The sequence below is a fragment of the Aestuariivirga sp. genome (assembly GCF_965227715.1).
Taxonomy (GTDB): domain Bacteria; phylum Pseudomonadota; class Alphaproteobacteria; order Rhizobiales; family Aestuariivirgaceae; genus Aestuariivirga.
Genome location: NZ_OZ245771.1, coordinates 2,667,318 through 2,685,256, shown reverse-complemented (window position 1 = coordinate 2,685,256; position 17,939 = coordinate 2,667,318). Strand labels below are relative to the sequence as shown.

Annotated in this window: 19 protein-coding genes and 1 tRNA gene; 6 read left to right on the top strand and 14 right to left on the bottom strand. The window is 62.6% G+C overall.

Annotated features, from left to right (window positions below; genetic code table 11):
* Positions 1–22 precede the first annotated feature (22 nt).
* The 3 genes from ACO06F_RS12730 to ACO06F_RS12720 form a co-directional block, all read right to left on the bottom strand.
* Positions 23–2,596, bottom strand: coding sequence for a DNA translocase FtsK 4TM domain-containing protein (locus ACO06F_RS12730; RefSeq protein ID WP_421693125.1), 2,574 nt, complete (start codon positions 2,594–2,596; stop codon positions 23–25).
* Between the two features lie 151 nt (positions 2,597–2,747).
* Entirely contained in the window at positions 2,748–4,286 is a 1,539-nt protein-coding gene (locus tag ACO06F_RS12725; RefSeq protein ID WP_421693124.1) for an ammonium transporter, read from the bottom strand.
* Between the two features lie 23 nt (positions 4,287–4,309).
* Entirely contained in the window at positions 4,310–4,648 is a 339-nt protein-coding gene (locus ACO06F_RS12720; protein WP_421693123.1) for a P-II family nitrogen regulator, read from the bottom strand.
* A 229-nt stretch (positions 4,649–4,877) separates the two neighbouring features.
* Between ACO06F_RS12720 and ACO06F_RS12715 the strand changes: the two genes are divergently transcribed.
* Positions 4,878–6,116 (top strand): FAD-dependent monooxygenase, encoded by a 1,239-nt coding sequence (locus ACO06F_RS12715; protein ID WP_421693122.1) that lies wholly within the window; start codon positions 4,878–4,880, stop codon positions 6,114–6,116.
* Positions 6,117–6,417: 301 nt separating this feature from the next.
* Here the strand turns inward: ACO06F_RS12715 and ACO06F_RS12710 are convergent, their stop codons facing one another.
* The 5 genes from ACO06F_RS12710 to ACO06F_RS12690 all read right to left on the bottom strand — a co-directional run bounded on the left by ACO06F_RS12710 (position 6,418) and on the right by ACO06F_RS12690 (position 9,152).
* On the bottom strand, positions 6,418–6,771 hold the full coding sequence (locus tag ACO06F_RS12710) for a gamma-butyrobetaine hydroxylase-like domain-containing protein (RefSeq protein WP_421693121.1): 354 nt from the start codon (positions 6,769–6,771) through the stop codon (positions 6,418–6,420).
* The gene (locus ACO06F_RS12705) at positions 6,764–6,949 is read right to left on the bottom strand and encodes a Trm112 family protein (protein WP_421693120.1); all 186 of its coding nucleotides are present in this window, start codon (positions 6,947–6,949) and stop codon (positions 6,764–6,766) included. The genes ACO06F_RS12710 and ACO06F_RS12705 overlap by 8 nt, the downstream gene beginning before the upstream one ends.
* Before the next feature lie 8 nt (positions 6,950–6,957).
* A complete protein-coding gene (locus ACO06F_RS12700; protein WP_421693119.1) occupies positions 6,958–7,626 on the bottom strand; it encodes an LON peptidase substrate-binding domain-containing protein in 669 nt (222 codons plus the stop codon).
* 22 nt (positions 7,627–7,648) lie between these two features.
* Positions 7,649–8,584: a thioredoxin gene (gene trxA / locus ACO06F_RS12695; RefSeq protein WP_421693118.1), complete on the bottom strand. Its 936-nt coding sequence runs from the start codon at positions 8,582–8,584 to the stop codon at positions 7,649–7,651.
* A gap of 76 nt (positions 8,585–8,660) precedes the next feature.
* On the bottom strand, positions 8,661–9,152 hold the full coding sequence (locus tag ACO06F_RS12690) for a prolyl-tRNA synthetase associated domain-containing protein (RefSeq protein WP_421693117.1): 492 nt from the start codon (positions 9,150–9,152) through the stop codon (positions 8,661–8,663).
* A 109-nt stretch (positions 9,153–9,261) separates the two neighbouring features.
* Between ACO06F_RS12690 and ACO06F_RS12685 the strand changes: the two genes are divergently transcribed.
* From ACO06F_RS12685 to ACO06F_RS12675, 3 genes are all read left to right on the top strand, one after another.
* Positions 9,262–9,336 (top strand) — tRNA-Gly (locus ACO06F_RS12685).
* 121 nt (positions 9,337–9,457) lie between these two features.
* Positions 9,458–10,516 (top strand): fatty acid desaturase family protein, encoded by a 1,059-nt coding sequence (locus ACO06F_RS12680; protein ID WP_421693116.1) that lies wholly within the window; start codon positions 9,458–9,460, stop codon positions 10,514–10,516.
* 17 nt (positions 10,517–10,533) lie between these two features.
* The gene (locus ACO06F_RS12675) at positions 10,534–10,848 is read left to right on the top strand and encodes a MocE family 2Fe-2S type ferredoxin (RefSeq protein WP_421693115.1); all 315 of its coding nucleotides are present in this window, start codon (positions 10,534–10,536) and stop codon (positions 10,846–10,848) included.
* A 4-nt stretch (positions 10,849–10,852) separates the two neighbouring features.
* On the opposite strand, the gene ACO06F_RS12670 is transcribed toward ACO06F_RS12675, so the two are convergent.
* The 3 genes from ACO06F_RS12670 to ACO06F_RS12660 form a co-directional block, all read right to left on the bottom strand.
* Complete coding sequence (locus tag ACO06F_RS12670) at positions 10,853–11,629, bottom strand: hypothetical protein (protein WP_421693114.1); 777 nt, start codon at positions 11,627–11,629, stop codon at positions 10,853–10,855.
* Positions 11,630–11,674: 45 nt separating this feature from the next.
* A complete protein-coding gene (locus ACO06F_RS12665) occupies positions 11,675–12,832 on the bottom strand; it encodes an LptF/LptG family permease (protein ID WP_421693113.1) in 1,158 nt (385 codons plus the stop codon).
* 63 nt (positions 12,833–12,895) lie between these two features.
* A complete protein-coding gene (locus tag ACO06F_RS12660; protein ID WP_421693112.1) occupies positions 12,896–13,858 on the bottom strand; it encodes a hypothetical protein in 963 nt (320 codons plus the stop codon).
* Between the two features lie 72 nt (positions 13,859–13,930).
* Between ACO06F_RS12660 and ACO06F_RS12655 the strand changes: the two genes are divergently transcribed.
* Positions 13,931–14,671 carry a CDP-alcohol phosphatidyltransferase family protein gene (locus ACO06F_RS12655; protein WP_421693111.1) on the top strand — a complete coding sequence of 247 codons (741 nt, stop codon included), beginning with the start codon at positions 13,931–13,933 and terminating at the stop codon, positions 14,669–14,671.
* Positions 14,668–15,156 carry a phosphatidylglycerophosphatase A gene (locus tag ACO06F_RS12650; RefSeq protein WP_421693110.1) on the top strand — a complete coding sequence of 163 codons (489 nt, stop codon included), beginning with the start codon at positions 14,668–14,670 and terminating at the stop codon, positions 15,154–15,156. The genes ACO06F_RS12655 and ACO06F_RS12650 overlap by 4 nt, the downstream gene beginning before the upstream one ends.
* Here ACO06F_RS12650 and ACO06F_RS12645 read toward each other — a convergent pair.
* The 3 genes from ACO06F_RS12645 to ACO06F_RS12635 are packed head-to-tail and all read right to left on the bottom strand — an operon-like array spanning position 15,146 to position 17,870.
* Entirely contained in the window at positions 15,146–15,694 is a 549-nt protein-coding gene (locus tag ACO06F_RS12645; RefSeq protein ID WP_421693109.1) for a DUF4833 domain-containing protein, read from the bottom strand. The two genes, ACO06F_RS12650 and ACO06F_RS12645, sit on opposite strands and share 11 nt — an antisense overlap.
* A 21-nt stretch (positions 15,695–15,715) precedes the next feature.
* Positions 15,716–16,330 carry a CDP-alcohol phosphatidyltransferase family protein gene (locus tag ACO06F_RS12640; protein ID WP_421693108.1) on the bottom strand — a complete coding sequence of 205 codons (615 nt, stop codon included), beginning with the start codon at positions 16,328–16,330 and terminating at the stop codon, positions 15,716–15,718.
* Entirely contained in the window at positions 16,323–17,870 is a 1,548-nt protein-coding gene (locus ACO06F_RS12635) for a xylulokinase (protein ID WP_421693107.1), read from the bottom strand. Before ACO06F_RS12635 ends, ACO06F_RS12640 begins: the two co-directional genes overlap by 8 nt.
* Positions 17,871–17,939: the final 69 nt, after the last annotated feature.

Below are 17,939 nucleotides of genomic sequence, written 5' to 3'. Positions count from 1 at the left end.
CGGAAAGCCACATGGCAATGCTTTACACCCGGGCGCTGTCCCCGGGAACGAGGATCTCGCGCTTGCCGGTGGCGTTGGCAGCCGAGATCAACCCCTCGCGCTCCATCCGCTCGATCAGGCTTGCCGCCTTGTTGTATCCGACCTGCAGGCGGCGCTGCACATAGGAGGTCGAGACCTTCTTGTCCCTGAGGACGACGGCCACTGCCTGGTCGTAGAGATCATCACCCGTGCCGCCCCCTTCGCCGCCGGTGCCGCCGCCATCGCCGAAGGCGCCGTCCTCGGGCTCCTCGGTCACGGCCTCCACATAGCTGGGGGCACCTTGCGCCTTGAGGTGGCTGACGATCTTTTCCACTTCATCGTCGGCCACGAAGGGGCCGTGGAGACGCGAGATGCGCCCGCCGCCGGCCATGTAGAGCATGTCGCCCTGGCCCAGAAGCTGCTCCGCGCCCTGCTCGCCCAGAATCGTGCGGCTGTCGATCTTGGAGGTGACCTGGAAAGACATGCGCGTCGGGAAGTTGGCCTTGATGGTGCCGGTGATGACATCGACCGACGGGCGCTGCGTGGCCATTACCACATGGATACCGGCGGCACGCGCCATCTGCGCCAGCCGCTGGACGGCGCCTTCAATGTCCTTGCCGGCCACCATCATCAGATCCGCCATCTCGTCGATGATGACCACGATGTAGGGCATGGGCGAGAGGTCCATCGCCTCCTTCTCGAACACAGGCTCGCCCGATTCGGGGTCGAATCCGGTCTGAACGGTGCGGTGCAGTTCCTCGCCCTTGCTTGCGGCAAGCTTCATGCGGGCATTGTAGCCATCGATGTTGCGCACGCCGACCTTGGACATCTTGCGATAGCGATCCTCCATCTCGCGCACCGCCCATTTGAGCGCGACGACCGCCTTGCGCGGATCGGTGACGACGGGCGCGAGCAGATGCGGAATTCCTTCGTACACGGACAATTCCAGCATCTTCGGATCGATCATGATGAGCTTGCAGCGCTCCGGCGGCAGCCTATAGAGCAGCGACAGGATCATGGTGTTGATGCCCACCGATTTGCCCGAGCCCGTGGTGCCCGCGATCAGAAGATGGGGCATGCGCGCCAGATCGGCGAAGACCGGTTCGCCGCCAATGTTCTTGCCCAGCGCAATCGCGAGGTTGAGGTTGGTTTTCTCGAAGGTCTCCGACCCCAGCATCTCGCGCAGGAAGACGGTTTCGCGCTTGGCGTTGGGAAGCTCGATGCCGATGGCGTTGCGCCCCTGCACCACCGCCACACGGGCCGAAATGGCGCTCATGGAACGGGCAATGTCATCCGCCAGGCTGATGACGCGGGATGATTTGATGCCGGGGGCGGGCTCCAGCTCATACAGGGTCACCACGGGGCCGGGGCGAACTTTCAGGATCTGGCCCTTGACGCCGAAATCATCGAGCACGCCTTCCAGCATGCGGGCATTCTGCTCCAGCGCGTCATCCGAAAGCTCGGCAGGCTTTCCCAGGCGCTTCGGCTCCGCCAGAAGCGTGAGGGGCGGAAACTCATATTCATCCGGGGTGGCGAAGGCGAGGCCGGGCTGCATGTCCTTCTTCAGCCGCTTGCCCTGCTTCACCGGCTTGTGGCTGCGGGCGACCTGCGGTGCCGGCACCTCTTCGGCCTCTTCTTCATAACATTCAGGCTCGGGTTCCGGCGCATAACCATCGTCCGCGTAAGCCTCCTCATAGGCTTCGGGTTCTTCCTCATCGGCTGGTTCTGCTGCGTAGGTGCGGCGCGGTGCGGGGCTGAGCACCGGCTCGATGCGAGCATTTCCGCGCCCGCGGCGCGACGGCGCCTCAGGCTGCGGTGCCAGGCGGCGGATGATGTCATCTTCGCCGTCCTGGCGCTCGAGCTCGGCTTCGGTGCGCCTGATTTCACGCCAGCGCGCCCACAGATCCCCTGCCGTGCTCCGGAGTTGGCGGAAGGCAGCTCCCATGGCGCCCGCCACCCGGCGGCTGCGGCCTGGCGCTGCCTGGACCTTCTGGACGGCGGCCGCCCGCGTGAGGCTTAAGGCGCGCAGCCCGAAGTAGACGCTGGCCGCCAGCATGAGGAGCCCGGAAATCAGTCCGGCGAGATGGCCTTTGATGGCGATCGACAGGACCATCATGATCAGATTGTGCAGAACGTCACCCGCATTGCCGCCGAGGCCGGAGGTGAGCGACCATCCGCCAGGTGCGGGCAGGGCAGAGAGCGTGGCGCTCACCGCCAGGGCGCAGAACAGCCAGGCGATCACCTGCCGGAACGGCCGAGCGAGCCCCTGATGCGCCAGAAGCCCCACCGCCCAGCGCATCGGGATTGCCAGCAGCGCGAGCACGCCGAGGCCCAGGAACTGCATCAGCTCATCGGCCATCACCGCGCCGGGATAGCCCAGCCAGTTCCGCGCCGCGCGGTCCAGCGCATGGTTGAGGGACGGGTCATCGACCGACCAGGAGGCAAGGGACAGGCTGAGAGCGATCAGCACCAGGAATGCCGAGATGCCCGCCGCCTCGAACAGCCGGCGCTTGAAGAAGATGCGGACGGCGGCTGGCACAGCGCTGTCGTCAGTATCGTAGGAAGGTTGGTACGCCATCGCAAAGCCTCCGCCGGGGAGGTCATCCTCCGGCTAACACATGGTTAAGCCATTCTGGCGGCGGCGTGGTTAAGGCGGGGTTTAAGCCTTCCGAAAAGCCAACCGGCGGGGAAGACCCCGCCGGCAGCATGTGTGTGCTGGTTCAGGCGCCTCAGTTGTAGGCGCGCTCACCATGATCGACCACGTCGAGGCCTTCGCGTTCTTCCTGCTCCTTGACGCGGAGGCCGAAGACGGCCTTGCAGATCATCAGCGCCACGACGGACACGATGGCCGTCCAGACGATGGCGATGATCACCGCCATGAACTGGGCATACATCTGGCCGCTGAAGGAATAGGCCGCCGTTGCCACCGTGGCGCCAGCCGCCAGGTAATCCGTGACGCCGCTGCCGCCCAGGGCAGGGTTCACGAACACGCCGGTCAGCAGTGCACCCAGTATGCCGCCGATGCCGTGGACGCCGAAGACGTCCAGCGCATCGTCATAACCGAGCTTGCTCTTGAGCACGACCACGGCCCACAGGCAGAGAAAGCCTGCCGCAAGGCCGATCAGGATTGCCGCGCCGGGACCCACGAAGCCGCAGGCCGGTGTGATGGCAACCAGACCCGCCACAAGGCCCGAGGCACCGCCCAAGAGGCTGGGGTGGCCGCGGAACATCCACTCTCCGCCCATCCACGCCAGCGCCGCAGCACCAGCCGCGATGGTGGAGTTGAGGATGATGAGCGCGGTGAGGCCGTTGGCTTCCAGGCTGGAACCGGCATTGAAGCCATACCAGCCGAAGAGGAGAAGGCCCGCACCCGTCAGCACGAAGGTGAGATTGTGCGGCGCCATGGGATCACGCCCGAGGCCCACGCGCTTGCCGAGCACGATGGCGCAGACGAGGCCCGCAACACCGGCGTTGATGTGAACCACGGTGCCGCCCGCGAAGTCGAGGGCGCCGAGGTTGAACAGATAGCCGTTGGTGGCGTTGACCAGCGAGGCATACTCGCCGAGCACTGCCGCCTTGGCATCATCCGTCGTTGCAGCGCCCAATGCGGCGAGCAGCTGGTTGGCCTTGTCCTCACCCACGATCGAGGCAATGAGCGAGAGATTGTCCGCCGACAGCGTGTAGGCATCGGGGCCGGCCCAGAACCACACCATGTGGGCCATGGGCAGATAGGCGAAGGTGAACCAGATCACCATGAACAGCAGCACGGCCGAGAACTTCATGCGCTCGGCATAGGCGCCGACGATGAGGGCCGGCGTGATGCAGGCAAACGTCATCTGGAAGATCACGAAGGCCAGTTCCGGAATGTTGGTTTCCTTGGAGAAGGTGCCGATCTCCGAGGCCGGCGTCACCCCGGCGAGGAACAGCTTCGAGAAGCCGCCGATGAAGGGGTTGAGCGAGGCCGAGGCATTCCCCGTGAAGGCCAGGGAATAGCCGTAGAGAACCCACAGGATCGAGATGATCGAGAAGACCACCAGAACCTGCATGAGTACGGACAGAACGTTCTTGGCACGCACCAGGCCGCCATAGAACAGGGCGAGGCCCGGCACCGTCATCAGCACCACGAAGCAGGTGGCAACCAGCATCCAGGTGGTGTCACCCTTGTTGACGGTTGCCGCAGCACCGGCCGAGGTTGCGGAGAGGATCGAGAGGCCGAGTCCCGCCGTTGCGGCAAGCGCCGGCCGGCGGAGGCATTGCTTAAAATCCATGAAATTGCTCCCTGTAAGCATGATTAGAGCGCGGCGGCGCCGGATTCGCCGGTGCGGATGCGCACCGCCTGTTCGAGCGGCAGCACGAAGATCTTGCCGTCACCGATCTGGCCGGTCTGGCCCGCGAGCTGGATGGTTTCGATGACCTTGTCGGCCATGCTTTCGTCTACCGCCAGTTCGAGCTTCACCTTGGGCACGAAGCTCACGGTATATTCGGCCCCGCGATAGAACTCGGTATGGCCGCGCTGGCGGCCATGGCCCTTCACTTCGGTGACTGTGATTCCCTGAATGCCGAGAGCACCCAGCGCTTCTCGCACCTCTTCCAGCTTGAATGGCTTTATGACTGCAATCACAAATTTCATCCACAACCCCCTTCTGAATATGTGTGTTTACTTAAACAAGATTCATGCCAGTTTGGGCAAACTGCTAAATGTTTGAAACCTTGGCGAAATTTGACTCACCACTTTCAGTACATGCATAATATTTAAGCATGTTGCGGTGCAAGCAGGTGATCAGATGGAATTTTAAGCAGAGTGATCCGCGACTCAGCACCACCTGTATTTCAGGGGCGATACCGGCGAAACAGGAGCCATGACCAAAGCTTACGACATCATCGTCATCGGCGCGGCGCTGAACGGCCTCGCGGCAGCGCTTGCTCTGGGTGGACGCCAGGTGAAGCGGCCGCTGGAGATTGCCCTGGTGGATGCCCGCGACCCGCGCGCCTTCGCCTCCAACGCCTTTGACGGCCGGGCCTCCGCCATTACCGCTGCCGCAAGGCGCATGTTTGGGGCGCTGGGCGTGTGGGACAAGGTTGCCCACGAAGCGCAGCCGATGACCGACATCATCGTGACCGATAGTGCGATCCCCGGCGGGGCCCGCCCGGTGCTGCTGCAGTTCGGCGCGGATGACATGAAGGGCGGCCCCTCCGCCCATATGATTGAAAACCGCTTCCTCTATGCTGCCATGCTGGAAGAGGCCGAGGCCGCGCCTCACATCAGCTTTGTGGTGGGCGATCCTGTGGAAGGATACAGCTTCGGACCGGGCCTTGCCGCGGTTCGGCTGGCCGGGGGCACGGTGCTGCGGGCGCCGCTGATCGTTGCCGCCGATGGCCGCAATTCGCCGGCGCGTGAGGCAGCGGGCATCAAGCTCATCGGCTGGCCTTATGACCAGATGGGCCTCGTCGCGACGGTCGAGCATGAATTGCCGCACAACGGGCGGGCGGAAGAGCATTTCACCCCCTCAGGCCCCTTCGCCATCCTGCCCCTGCCCGGAAACCGCTCCTCCCTCGTCTGGTCTGAACGGACGGAGGCCGCCCAGCGCATGCTGGCGCTGCCGCTCCCTGATTTCGAGGAGGAGCTGAAGCTCCGCTTCGGTAGCCATCTGGGGGAGGTGAAGCTGATCTCGGGCCGCCATGGATACCCTCTCGCCATGTATTTGGCCGAGAGCTTTTCAGCACCACGCCTGGCGCTGGTGGGGGACGCTGCCCATGTGCTGCACCCGCTGGCGGGGTTGGGCTTCAACCTGGGCCTTCGCGATGTGGCGGCGCTGGCGGATTGCATCCATGACGCATCCGGACTGGGCCTCGACATCGGCAGTGAGGCGGTTCTGGACCGCTACACCCAGTGGCGCCGCTTCGACACGGTGGCAACCGGTGCGGCCATGGATGGCATGAACCGCCTTTTCGCCAACACCAACCCGGTTCTGACGCTGCTGCGCCGCGCGGGCCTTCTCGTGGTGAACCGCATGGGCGGCATGAAGTCGATGTTCGTGTCGGAGGCCGCAGGAATTTCCGGCAATTTGCCGAAGCTCTTGCGCGGGGAGAAGGTTTAAAGCCTCGCACGGTCACGGGACGTCACGGACAGAACTCCGCCCATCCGTTTCGTCAACCCAGCGAAGGCTGGGGTCCTGCTATCTGTCAGCATGCGCCACAAGCAAAGCGGGATGCCAGCCTTCGCTGGCATGACGGTATGAACGGGGAGCTCTCACGGCTGAAGTAAGCCTGTCGGATATCCTCAATACGCCCCATCCGTTCGTCACCCCAGCGCAGGCTGGGGTCCCGCTATCTGTCAGCATGCGCCACAAGCAAAGCGGGATGCCAGCCTTCGCTGGCATGACGGTCGCGCGGGAAGCTCTAACGGCTGAAGCCGGCTGACGTAAGCTTGTCGAGATAGGCCTGCCAGATCGTTTCGCGCTCGCGGCCGAGCTTCAGCAGATAGGGCCAGGTGAAAAGCCCGGTCGAATGCCCGTCGTCAAACACGACGCGCACTGCATAGCTGCCGACAGGCTCGAGCCTGCGAATTTTCACATTGCGCTTGCCCCAGACGAGCTGCTCCTGCCCGGGCCCATGCCCCTTGACCTCGGCACTCGGGCTTTCGACCCGCAGATATTCCGCCGAAAGCGCATGCGCCTCGCCCGTATCGAAGCGCACATGCAGCGCTCCGCCGCCGGAGACCAGCCGCAGCTCCTCCGGCCAGGGCTCACTCACGGTTGATCTCGCGCGCCTCATCGGGAAGCATGATGGGGATGCCGTCCCGGATCGGATAGGCGAGGCCCGCCGCGCGCGAGATCAGCTCCTGGCGTTCGGCATCATATTGCAGCCGGGTCTTGGTGACGGGGCAGACCAGCAATTCCAGAAGGCGGGGATCGGTGCGGATGTCAGGCATGTTCTGTCCTATTGCAGGCGGGGCTTGGCGCCCTTGCCAAGCTTGCCGAGAGCCACTTCGGTGAGGGCCACCAGCACATCCGCCCTGGTCTTGAGATCGGGTGCTTCGAGCAAGGCCTGCTTTTCCGGCGGCGGATAGGGCGCCAGCAGCGACAGCGTGTTGACCAGCACTTCTGTCGGCGCCTGATCGACCTCGCCCCAATCCGCACTCATGTTGTTGGCGTCGAGATAATCGCGGAACACTTTGAGCAGCGCCGGGCGGTTCACATCCGCAGCTCCGGTGCCGGTCACAAGGTCAGCGGCGAAGGGATGATAATTGGCGATCACCTGGCGGTAGGGCGTCGTCACACTGAGCTCTTCCACCACCTGAAAGCGGCTGACGCCGGTGAGGGTGATGAGCATGCGGCCATCGGCTGCTTCTGCATAGGAGGTGATGCGGCCCACACAGCCCACTTTCATGAGCGCGGGAACCTCCGCCGCCTCCTGGCCTTCCGCAGGCTGGATCATGCCGATCAGCCGGTCTGAAGACAGGGCATGATCGAGCATGGCCAGGTAGCGCGGCTCGAAGATGTTGAGCGGCAGATCGGCACGCGGCAGCAGCAGCGCGCCGCCCAGCGGAAACACGGGGATGCGCTGCGGCAGATCATCCGGTTGGCGATAACGGTCGAAGAAGCCCATGGGCGCCCCGCCTCCTTCCAGTTTACGAGAACAGCACCGACGAAAGCTTGCGGCGGCCGGCAATGGTGAATTCATCCTTGGGGCCCCAGGCCTCGAAGAACTTGACGAGCTGCTTGCGCGCCGCCTCATCGTCCCAGCTGCGCATCTTCTTGATGATGTAGATCAGCTGGTCCGTGGCGTCCGCGCGGTCGCCCGCCCCGTTGAGCAGTACGGCAAGCTCAAGCCGTGCCTGGAAATCATCCGGGTTCTTTTCGGTCTTCGCCTTGAGCGTACCGATCTCTGAGACGTCAACGGGGTTGAGCGCCAGTTCCAGCGCCGCCCGGGCGCTCAGAATCTCCGGGTCATTGGCCTTGGCGGGCGGAACCAGCGCCAGCGTCGCCTGCGCGCCGTCGAGGTCGCCAGCCGCCATCTGGCAGCGCGCCATCCCGGCAATGGCACCTGCGTGCTCGGGGTCGACCTGCAGCACCTGGCCGAAGATCTGGCCAGCCGTCGCAAAATCCTGGAGCTCCAGGGCGGCCCGGGCCTCGGCCACGGCGGCTTCGATTTCTTCGGCCATATTGCCCTGGCTGCCCAGGCGGTCGACGAATTGCTTCAGCTGGCCCTCGGGCAGTGCGCCCATGAAGCCATCGACGGGCTGGCCATCGACAAAGGCATAGACCGCGGGGATCGACTGGATGCGCATCTGCTGGGCGAGCTGCTGGTTCTCGTCCACATTGATCTTGACCATGCGCACCTTGCCGCCGGCCTGGCGCACCACCTTCTCCAAGGCTGGCCCCAGCTGCTTGCAGGGCCCGCACCATGGCGCCCAGAAATCGACGATGACGGGCTGCTGGCGGGAGGCCTCGATCACGTCCACCATGAAGGCCTGGGTATTGGACTCCTTGATCAGGTCGCCCGGCGCCACGGCGGGGGCGGTGGTGCCAGCGGCCGGTGACTTGCCACCGATAATCATGCTCATGGGGTGATGCCCTTCAATCCATATGTTCTGCCCCTTAAATGGAGCAATCGGCGTATCTTTTCAATGCAGGGCCAGATCAGGCCACGGCGACGATTTTCGGGTCATGCCCGCAGGACCGGATGAAGGCCAGAAGATCTGCCGTGCGGATGGTGGTGGTCGCATTGTTCTCGAGCGGGTGGTAATTCAAAAGCTCATGCGCCATCATCTTGGCATCCAGCACCACATTCACGCGGACCTCGCCGTCATTGATGAGCCCGAACGGGGTGACGGAGCCTGGCTCGACGCCGAGCACCTCCATCAGGAGCTCCGGCTTCCCGAAGGACAGCCGGCGTGACCCGATCCGGGCTGGCGCGGCCTTGAGGTCTATCTGCGCCTCCTCGAGGCAGACGATCAGCCAGAGATTGCCCTTGTCGTCTTTCAGGAACAGGTTCTTGCAATGCCCGCCCGGGATTTCGCCTCGGAGCGCCTGCGCCTCCTCCACCGTATAAACGGGAGCATGATCTCGCGTTGTGGTTTCGATGCCGAGGGCTTCAAGACGGGCAAAAAATTCGTCACGGGTCGCGGGCATGGCGGCCGATATATCCTGCTGAACGTTGAGATGATCTTGTTCTTGCATTTGGCAACGAGTTAGGCAATAAGGCCCCCACCCACCGGCACAGCCGGTCAGGCCAATGGATGCGGGCGTAGCTCAGGGGTAGAGCATAACCTTGCCAAGGTTAGGGTCGGGCGTTCGATTCGCCTCGCCCGCTCCAATTTTTCCCAGCAGTCAATCGGCAGTCTGTCCGGCGGATGGTTTTCCGCATGGAAGACTTGTCCCGAAGAGCCGATGAAACTAGCCTGCCGTCATCGCTCATCTGCAATTGACGAAGGCCCATGCCCAGACCTCATGACTACAGCCTGACGGGCGAGAGCAGCCGCTATGCGCTCGCGCATGGCCTCGCCAACGCCGAGTGGTACCGCGCACCCATTCCGCGCGCCCGCATGAAGGAGTTGATGAAACGGTCGGACGGGCCTGCGATCCGCGATACGGTCATCTGGTTTGCGTCCTTCTTCGTCACCGGTGCACTGGCCTGGTACTTCTGGCCGGGGCTGTGGTCGATCCCGTTCTTCCTGGCCTATGGCGTTCTCTATGGCTCATCCAGCGATTCACGCTGGCACGAGTGCGGCCACGGCACGGCCTTCAAGACGGCCTGGATGAACGATGTGATCTATCAGATCGCCTGCTTCATGATCATGCGGGAACCGACCGTGTGGCGCTGGAGCCATACCCGGCACCATACCGATACGATCATCGTCGGCCGGGACCCGGAGGTGGCGGTCATGCGCCCGACCGTGATTCTCAAGGTCATTCTGATGTTCTTTGCCGTGCCGCAGGTCTGGGGTGCGATCAAGAGCATGATCCGCCATTCGCTGGGGCGGCTGACGCCGGATGAGGCGGACTTCATACCGGAGATGGAGCGCCACAAGGTTTACCGCACGGCCCGCATCTGGCTGGCCATTCACCTGGCGGTGGCCGCCTTCGCCATCTCGGCCGGCTCAATCCTGCCGATGCTGTTCGTAGGGCCGCTTCCCACCATGTATGGCGCCTGGCTCCACATCGTCACCGGTCTCACACAGCACACGGGCCTGCCGGAAAATGTCCTGGACCACCGCCTGAACTGTCGCACCGTTCTGATGAACCCGGTACTGCGCTTCCTCTACTGGAACATGAATTATCACATCGAACACCACATGTTCCCGATGGTGCCCTACCATCGTCTTCCCGAGTTGCATGAAGAGATGAAGCCCTACTGCCCGCCGCCCTACCCCAGTGTGTTTGCGGCCTACCGGGAGATTATACCAGCCATTCTCCGCCAGGCGAGGGAACCGGCATGGTCGGTGGAGCGCCCTCTTCCAGCGGCCTACCCCGCAAGACTTGCCCCGGCAGAATGACAGGAGAATGTGATCCGATGCCGCAATGGGTGGAGGCCTGCGCCGTGACCGACGTCGAGCCCGAAGACGTGATGCGCTTCGATCACGGCGGCCGCAGCTTTGCGATCTACCGCTCCCCCGATGATGAATGGTACGCAACCGACGGACTGTGCACCCATGAGAAGGTTCATCTGGCGGATGGCCTGGTGATGGATCACATCATCGAGTGCCCCAAGCACAATGGCCGCTTTGACTATCGCACAGGGCAGGCCAAGGGCGCGCCGGCCTGCATCAACCTCAAGACCTATGCGGTGAAGATCGAAGCTGGCAAGGTGCTGCTGGACCTGGGCTAAGCAATCATTCGGGCAGAGCGGCGGGCGCCCCAATCAGCCCGCGATGCACCATGGCATGGATATCGACGGCATAGCTGCCGAGAAACAGCACGAATGCGGAAATGACCAGAACCTCGCACTGTGTATAGGCGATCTGGACCACATAGGCGCTGATCGGGAGTGTGTGGTCCTTCACGAAGAACAGCACCCCATAGAGAACGGCGAGTGCCACGATCACGAGAGCAAAGCGGAAGCGGAAACGGTGCATGCCGGGGCGGAACAAATAGCTCTCTTCAGGCAATTGATATTTCTGCTGGAGATGGAGAAGCACCCGGCACAGCGTGGCCGCCAGAAGGATGGTGACGGCCTGCGCCGCAAAGAAAATATAGCTTCCCAGCATGTGAAGGTCGCGGTCGATCGAGAAGGTGTACTGGGAAGTGAGGACCATGCCGAAGGATGCGGCGATCTGACAAGCCAGGGTCAGAAACGCCAGCCCATAGAGGGCGGTTTTGAACGAGCGTCCCGCCGGCATGCGGGAAATGGACACGAGATAGGCCCAGAAGATCACTGGCAGGGCAAGTGCGATCAGGCCGGTGATGACCAGAATGACAGTGGCGAATGGCGCTCCGATCGATGGGTCGCTGATGGCGCGGCTGATGGTCGGGGGATCATCGGCATAGTCCGGGTGGCGGAACAGAAAGGAATGCCGCGCCCAGACGACGAGCGGCACTTCGATGATGGGCACCAGCGCTGCAGGCAGGGCAAGCAGCACGGCAAGGGAGCGGCGCGGAAGGAGCGTCATATTGGCCATTGTGGCGCCGAGGAGTGCATCAGAACCTTCTGTCTTTCAAGTCCTGTAAGCAGCCCATTGGCCGGTCAATCGCGCGGGAATGGCCGTGAACCAGCCGGCCAGGGCGGAGAGATGGTCCTCCACCGTTCCCGGCCGGCGGCTGACAGCGCGGAACATGGCCAGCGAGATCGCTGCGAACAGGAAGTAGATCGGCCACAGGGCAAGGGCGGGACTGACGCCCTGCTTTTCGATGAGCCCCGCACCGAACTCCACGATCTGGTGGTAGACGATCACAACCAAAAGCACGAAAATGCCCTGATAGATGTTCCTCTTGCGCGGGTTCAGCACCGCGAGGGAAGCTGCCAGCATCGGCATGAAGAGCGAGGACAGGGCGATGACGAGCTTGCGGTTGAGTTCGCCCGAGATTTCTCCCTCCGTGGCATTTGGAAGGGATCCCTTCTGTGCGAAGAACTCCGGCAGGAGAAGTTCATTCTCATCGTCTCCGCGCGGCCTGAAGCTTGAGATCACGGCATCGAGCGGCAGATCGAGTGTTGCAAAATCCAGATGCTGGACGGCATTGGGATCCGCCCTGTCCATCACCTTGATCTGCTCCCCGTCGAATAGCCGCAGCACCGGACGCATGGTGGTTGAGATCAGCCGGCCCGACTCCGCCGTGATCGTGCTCGATCCGCCCTTCTCCAGTGGCTCGAATATGAAGATATGGTCGAAGCTGCGGCGGTCGGATCTGATCTTGTCGATCAGCACAGTCTGGTTTCCAATCTTCATGAAGGTGCTGTCGCGCGCCTTGAGATAGAAATTCTCCTTCTCGAGCTTGAAGACGACGGCCCGATAGGAATAACGGCCGAGCGGCTGCAACCACCCGACGACGGCGAGGTTGATGCAGGTAACGCAGAGGCCGAGAACAATCAGCGGCATGAAGATCCGCTGCAGGCTGGTGCCCGTCGCTTGCAATATGGCCAGTTCGGAATTGGTCGCAAGGCCGCGGACGGCCGAATAACACCCCCAATATACGGCCAGCGGCAGCATGAAGGACAGATAGTGCGGCACAAAGGAGGCGAGCAGCCGGCCTACCAGAAGATAGCCGCGGTCACTGCCGATGGTGACGTCGAGGATAATCAGGAAGCGCGCAGCCGACAGGACGAGCAGGCCAATGCCGATCGTTGCGGCAATCGGCACCAGCGCGCGGCGAAGCATGTATCGGTCGATCAGCTTTATGATGGCCGCCTCTGCTTCAGCATCGATGATGGCCGCATGTGCTCAAGCATTCGCGGGTGAATTGAAAAGCCATTTCGGAGCGAAGTGGCGGATGACGATGGAGTTGTTGCGCTGTGCGTCAGGACCAGGTCCCCGGTTGATCCGCCCGAGGCTGGTCTGCCGGTAGAAGCCCCGCTGCAGCTTTGGCTGGTAATTTGCACGGGCGGCGGGAATGACGAAACGCGGCGCCCGGCAATGGGCGCTGATCCAGACATCATCGACGAAAAACGCAGCCTCCGGTGCCGATCCATAATCCGTCACCGCAGCAAGCTCGAAGAATTCCGGCTTCACGAGATAGGCTGAGAGGCCTTGGAGAATATCCACCTGCAAGGGGCGGGAAAGGCGGCGGGCGCGGACGGGCGCCGGGGCGCGCATCGCAAGATTGCTCCACACGGTGGTCGGGCGGTCCGTGAGATCGGGGGGCACCACCCATCCGCTCATTCCAAAAGCCGATTGAGGTGCTTTCTGGGACGCCGACACCAGGTCTTCGACCAGGGTGGCGGGGTAGATCCGGTCATCATCGGCCACGATGATCCGGGTGCCGGGCGGCTCATGCTGGAGTGACGGCAGCAGCTTGGTTGCAGGCCCCATGTCCTCGCACCACCGGATACTGACGGACCGGAGGCCCTCGAAGAAGGATGGCACGCTGTAGGCAACGCCCTCACGCCGGCTGAAACGCGGCAAATTGAGAACGATTTTCCGTGGGGCCATGCGTTGGCGCATCAGGCTCTTGAGCGTCCGTTCGATCAGTGGCAGACGGCTGGGAATGCTCGTGAGGGAAATGATGGCATCCGACCGCAAACGATTTTTTTCCCAGAAACTGTCGAGCTGGCCAAGGCTTGTGCGGCTGAGCTGGATTTCATCGATGCAGTCCGGGACCAGCGTCTCCCCCTCAAAGAAATCATGTATCTTGATGGCGGCGGCGAGGCCTGCCACGGCCAAGCCGCCTGCAAGTCCCGTTAGCATCGCCGATGATCTGGAATATCCTTCATTCGTTTATGTTAAAAGAACCACTGTTGATTGTCAGCGGGAAACTTCTTGAGCAGCCACAATAAGCAAAGCCTCGGCCAGATCTTCGCCGATCATGGGGCGCTGAAGCTTCGGGAGGAATTCGCCACCGAATGGGCCGTCGCCATTTTCTACAGGCCCGTGGCACTGGTGCTGACCTGGATGCTGCAGCACACTTCGGTCACACCGATCATGGTGACGCTGGCGGGTCTAGCAGCGCTGGTGGGGATGTCGGTTGCAGCAGCGTTTCTGGCACCGCAGGCAGCCATCACGGCCGTGGTTGTGCTGGCATGTGCCTTCATGATCCTGGATTGCGCGGATGGCCCACTGGCGCGGTTGCGGAATGAGGCTGGAGGACTGGGGCAATACGCCGATTTCGCCGCCGACATCTGCTACCGCCTTGTGTTTTATGGTGCTGCTGGCTGGGTTCTTGCGCAACATCCCTCCATCGCGCCGCCATGGCTGGCAGCGGCAGGCTTTCCCATTGCACTTGGCTCGGCCTGGATGATGACGTTTGCAAGACTGTGCCGCGTCTATGCGGAACTGCGCTTTCCGGCCCCACCTTCGCAGGAGCCAAGGTGTCTTTCGCTCCTGGGGGTGATCGAGGGCTTCATCTCAGGTCTGGATGGCATGGTTCCTTTCATCGCCGCGGCAGCCTGGATCTCCGGACATCCGCAGGCGTTTTTCATCTGGGTCTTTCTTTATGGCATTCTGGATGTGATCAACACCCAGGCCGGAATCATCGGGCGTCTGAGGAAGCTGCCGCGGTGAAGGCGCAGTTCAGGGACATGGCCAATCCTGCCGTGGCAGTGGCACTCAGCTTCGGCCTGGGTCTGGCGTCCTGGGCGCCCGGCACCTTTGGCGCTGCCGGCGCCTTTCTGCCCTATTTTGCGATCTGGCAGTTGGGCTGGGCCTGGCAGGCGATTCTGACCATCCTGCTTTTCGCGCTGGGATGCGCCGTGTGCGACCGCACTGCGGCGTACTATAAGGTGGAAGACCATTCGGCAATCGTCTGGGATGAAACCATCGGCATGCTGATGGTGCTGGTGCTGTCACCCGCCACACCCCTTTGCTGGCTGCTGGGGTTTGTGGCCTTCCGCGTTCTCGATATCCGCAAGCCCTGGCCCATCCACCTGGTGGAGACGCATCTGCGCGGTGGGCTTGCGGTGATGCTGGATGATGCAGCGGCGGCGCTGGGTGCTGCGGGAATTGTCTGGCTTGCCTATGCCGGTGTTGTGCAGGTCTTCACGGTTTGAAGCTCTCCCGCACCTCCACCCCGCTGGCCAGGGAGTGCCCCGCAAGATCGACGCGTGTGACTTTCGGCATAGCGCCGCTCTCATCGAGATGAAGAAAGGCATGATCGAGCACGCAAGGCTCGCCTGCCACCTTGGCCTCGAGGCGGGGCCTTCCATTGACAAGCCGCAGAACCGCGCTGCGCTGCGGATAGGAGACGACCTGCAGGCAGAAGCTGGGGGCTGGCGGGCCTGACAGCCTTTGAGCCTTCACGCCAAAAGCGATGTTGCGCTCCAGAAATGAGAGCTCCTGCCGCTCGCCCTGATCATTGAAGCGGCGCCAGAACACATCGACTGGCTTCTTTGGATCAAGATGCCCGTCTGCACCCATGCGGGCGGTATAGACGATGGTGTTGGAGTTCATCGAGCGCTGCACGAAGAAGATCTGGTTTTCGTCATGCGGAACGGCATAGGGGGTGCTGCCGGAAGGCTGATCGCCCCGGGCTGCAGGCGTTCCCATCACCAGTGCCGCACAGCCGAGGATCACCCTTCTCCGGTTCATCTCTGGTCTCTCGCGCCGGTCTCACAGTCCTGATTTTTGCAGAATGCTTCTTGCCCGCCAGAAGCGTTGCAGAGCCGTCAGATGCGTGAGCAGAGCGAGGAGCCACAGGGCGGGGGGTATGAGCCCACCGGCGAGCCCGGTCCTGCTGCCGAACACGCCCTGGCAGACAAGGGCGATGCAGATGAAGAAAATCCTCTCCTGGCGCTCGAACAGGTCCGGCCAGGCTGCATTGTCGATCTTCGTTTCAACGGCGGTACGGGCTTTCATGTAGCTCGTCAGGAATGCGCCCGACAGCGCGAAATAGGCTGCGGGCCAGGCATCGCTCACATAGGCCAATGCCGCCAGTGCCACGAGTTCCTGATAGCGATCAACGACGGCATCGAGATAGCCGCCGAAGGCACTGCACTCATTGCGGATCCGGGCCACGGCGCCGTCAAGCGAATCAGCTGAGAAGGCAAGCGCCAGCGTGACCGCGAACCACACAGGCGAGCGGTGCCAGACATAGGCAAGACTTGCAACCGAGATCAGCCCAAGGCCAAGAATCGTCACCTGGTTGGCGGTGAACACACGGGCGAGCGGCCGCGCCGGAAATTCCCACAAGGGATCGATATATTTCTTGAACAGACCGTCAATCATGTAGGGCTCCAGATCTCTCGAAACTCATGCGGAACCAGCCCGCATTTCGCCGGTAGGCATCGTGGAAAAGCCGGAAGCGTTGATCGAAATAGGACTGCTTCGATTGATCCGGCTGATAAACCGTTTCCGAGGACCGGTCGAAATTGCGCGCGGCCTCCCAAACCGTCGCTTGCCACCCCAGTGCCGTGGCGGCAATGGCGGCTGTCCCCCTGACCCCCGCCATGCGCGGCGCGGCGGCAACGGCAATCGACGTTCCGAGGCAGTCCGCCAGGGCCTGGCACAGTGCCGGGTTCTGCGCACCGCCCCCCACCGCGCGGAGCAGATGTGCAGTCTTGGTGCCACGCTGGCGCGATACTGATTTGTAAGCCCAGCGTGTGTTCAGCGCCACGCCCTCGATCACGGCACGGCGCAGGCTCGCGCGGTCATGCTGAAGCGAAAGGCCCAGAAATGCGCCGCGGAGGCGATTGTCATCAACCGGAACGCGCTCTCCCGCGAGCCAAGGCAGGAACATGGGGGGATTGGCCGCCACTGAACTTGCTGCCGGAACCGTGTCTGCCCCGATCAGCTGATCAAGCCAGTCAATGCAGGCGCAGGCGCTCTCCTGCGTGGCAATGAGAATGGGCCGGTTGCCGATGGGACTGAGGATTGTCGCATAGCCTTCACTCGCACTCAGCCGGCGGCCAGGATAGAAACCGCTGATCCAGGAGCTTGTGCCGAGCGAAACATGAAGCTCGCCATCCTCCACCGCTCCACTGCCAATTGCCGCGGCGCAGACATCGCCCGCGCCAGCAAAGACCGAAAGCCCCTCGCGCAGACCAAGCTCGGTTGCGGCATCCGCGGTGAGGCCGCCGGGAGAGGATGTGCCTTCCACAATGTCAGGCAGCAGGTCACGCCGGAGGCCGAAGTGAGACATGAGGCTTTGCGACCAGCCTTCGCGGCCCGGCCTCGTGTCCATCATCCAGGTGAGGTTCGCGATATCGGCCGTCGTCACCGCATGGCCGGTGGCACGCAGGACGAGCCAGTCTTTCACATCAAGCAGCTTTACCGTCCGCGACCAGATCTCGGGCTCATTCTGCTGCAGCCACATCATTTTTGCCGGAGGATCCATGCCGTTCAACGACGGCGCACCATTGGTGAGCCGGATCGACGACAGGAGCTTCAGGGCGCCATAGCCGAAGACCTTGGGAAAGCCCCCCATCACCCCGCGCGCGATGGCTGCCGCGCGCTTGTCGAGCCAGATCATGCAAGGCCGCAGCGGCTTGCCCTCGGCATCCACGGCGACGACGCCGCACATTTGTGAGCCGAAAATCAACCCGGCCGCACGTTCACGCAAGCCCGTGCACTGGTTCGACAGATTGACCAGCGCCAGCCGCAGGGCCAGCCACCAGTCCAGCGGATCCTGCTCGGCACGGCCAATGCCCGGATAGGACACAGCATAGGCCTGATCGGCGACATGGAGAACGTTGAAGCTGCGATCGACCAGACCAACCTTGAGGCTGCTCGTGCCGACGTCGACCGATATGATGAGATCCGGTTTCACGATGCGCCAGGAAAGGAATGAGGCTAAGGACAGCCGGTATCGGGAATCTGCTGGGGAAGGTCAATTCCT

What these genes read in the sequence shown, in the direction of transcription:
- ACO06F_RS12730 (WP_421693125.1), bottom strand. Translation starts at nt 2,596, where the DNA reads ATGGCGTACCAACCTTCCTACGATACTGACGACAGCGCTGTGCCAGCC.
- ACO06F_RS12725 (WP_421693124.1), bottom strand. Translation starts at nt 4,286, where the DNA reads ATGGATTTTAAGCAATGCCTCCGCCGGCCGGCGCTTGCCGCAACGGCG.
- ACO06F_RS12720 (WP_421693123.1), bottom strand. Translation starts at nt 4,648, where the DNA reads ATGAAATTTGTGATTGCAGTCATAAAGCCATTCAAGCTGGAAGAGGTG.
- ACO06F_RS12715 (WP_421693122.1), top strand. Translation starts at nt 4,878, where the DNA reads ATGACCAAAGCTTACGACATCATCGTCATCGGCGCGGCGCTGAACGGC.
- ACO06F_RS12705 (WP_421693120.1), bottom strand. Translation starts at nt 6,949, where the DNA reads ATGCCTGACATCCGCACCGATCCCCGCCTTCTGGAATTGCTGGTCTGC.
- ACO06F_RS12700 (WP_421693119.1), bottom strand. Translation starts at nt 7,626, where the DNA reads ATGGGCTTCTTCGACCGTTATCGCCAACCGGATGATCTGCCGCAGCGC.
- trxA (WP_421693118.1), bottom strand. Translation starts at nt 8,584, where the DNA reads ATGAGCATGATTATCGGTGGCAAGTCACCGGCCGCTGGCACCACCGCC.
- ACO06F_RS12690 (WP_421693117.1), bottom strand. Translation starts at nt 9,152, where the DNA reads ATGCCCGCGACCCGTGACGAATTTTTTGCCCGTCTTGAAGCCCTCGGC.
- ACO06F_RS12680 (WP_421693116.1), top strand. Translation starts at nt 9,458, where the DNA reads ATGCCCAGACCTCATGACTACAGCCTGACGGGCGAGAGCAGCCGCTAT.
- ACO06F_RS12675 (WP_421693115.1), top strand. Translation starts at nt 10,534, where the DNA reads ATGCCGCAATGGGTGGAGGCCTGCGCCGTGACCGACGTCGAGCCCGAA.
- ACO06F_RS12670 (WP_421693114.1), bottom strand. Translation starts at nt 11,629, where the DNA reads ATGACGCTCCTTCCGCGCCGCTCCCTTGCCGTGCTGCTTGCCCTGCCT.
- ACO06F_RS12665 (WP_421693113.1), bottom strand. Translation starts at nt 12,832, where the DNA reads ATGCTTCGCCGCGCGCTGGTGCCGATTGCCGCAACGATCGGCATTGGC.
- ACO06F_RS12660 (WP_421693112.1), bottom strand. Translation starts at nt 13,858, where the DNA reads ATGCTAACGGGACTTGCAGGCGGCTTGGCCGTGGCAGGCCTCGCCGCC.
- ACO06F_RS12645 (WP_421693109.1), bottom strand. Translation starts at nt 15,694, where the DNA reads ATGAACCGGAGAAGGGTGATCCTCGGCTGTGCGGCACTGGTGATGGGA.
- ACO06F_RS12640 (WP_421693108.1), bottom strand. Translation starts at nt 16,330, where the DNA reads ATGATTGACGGTCTGTTCAAGAAATATATCGATCCCTTGTGGGAATTT.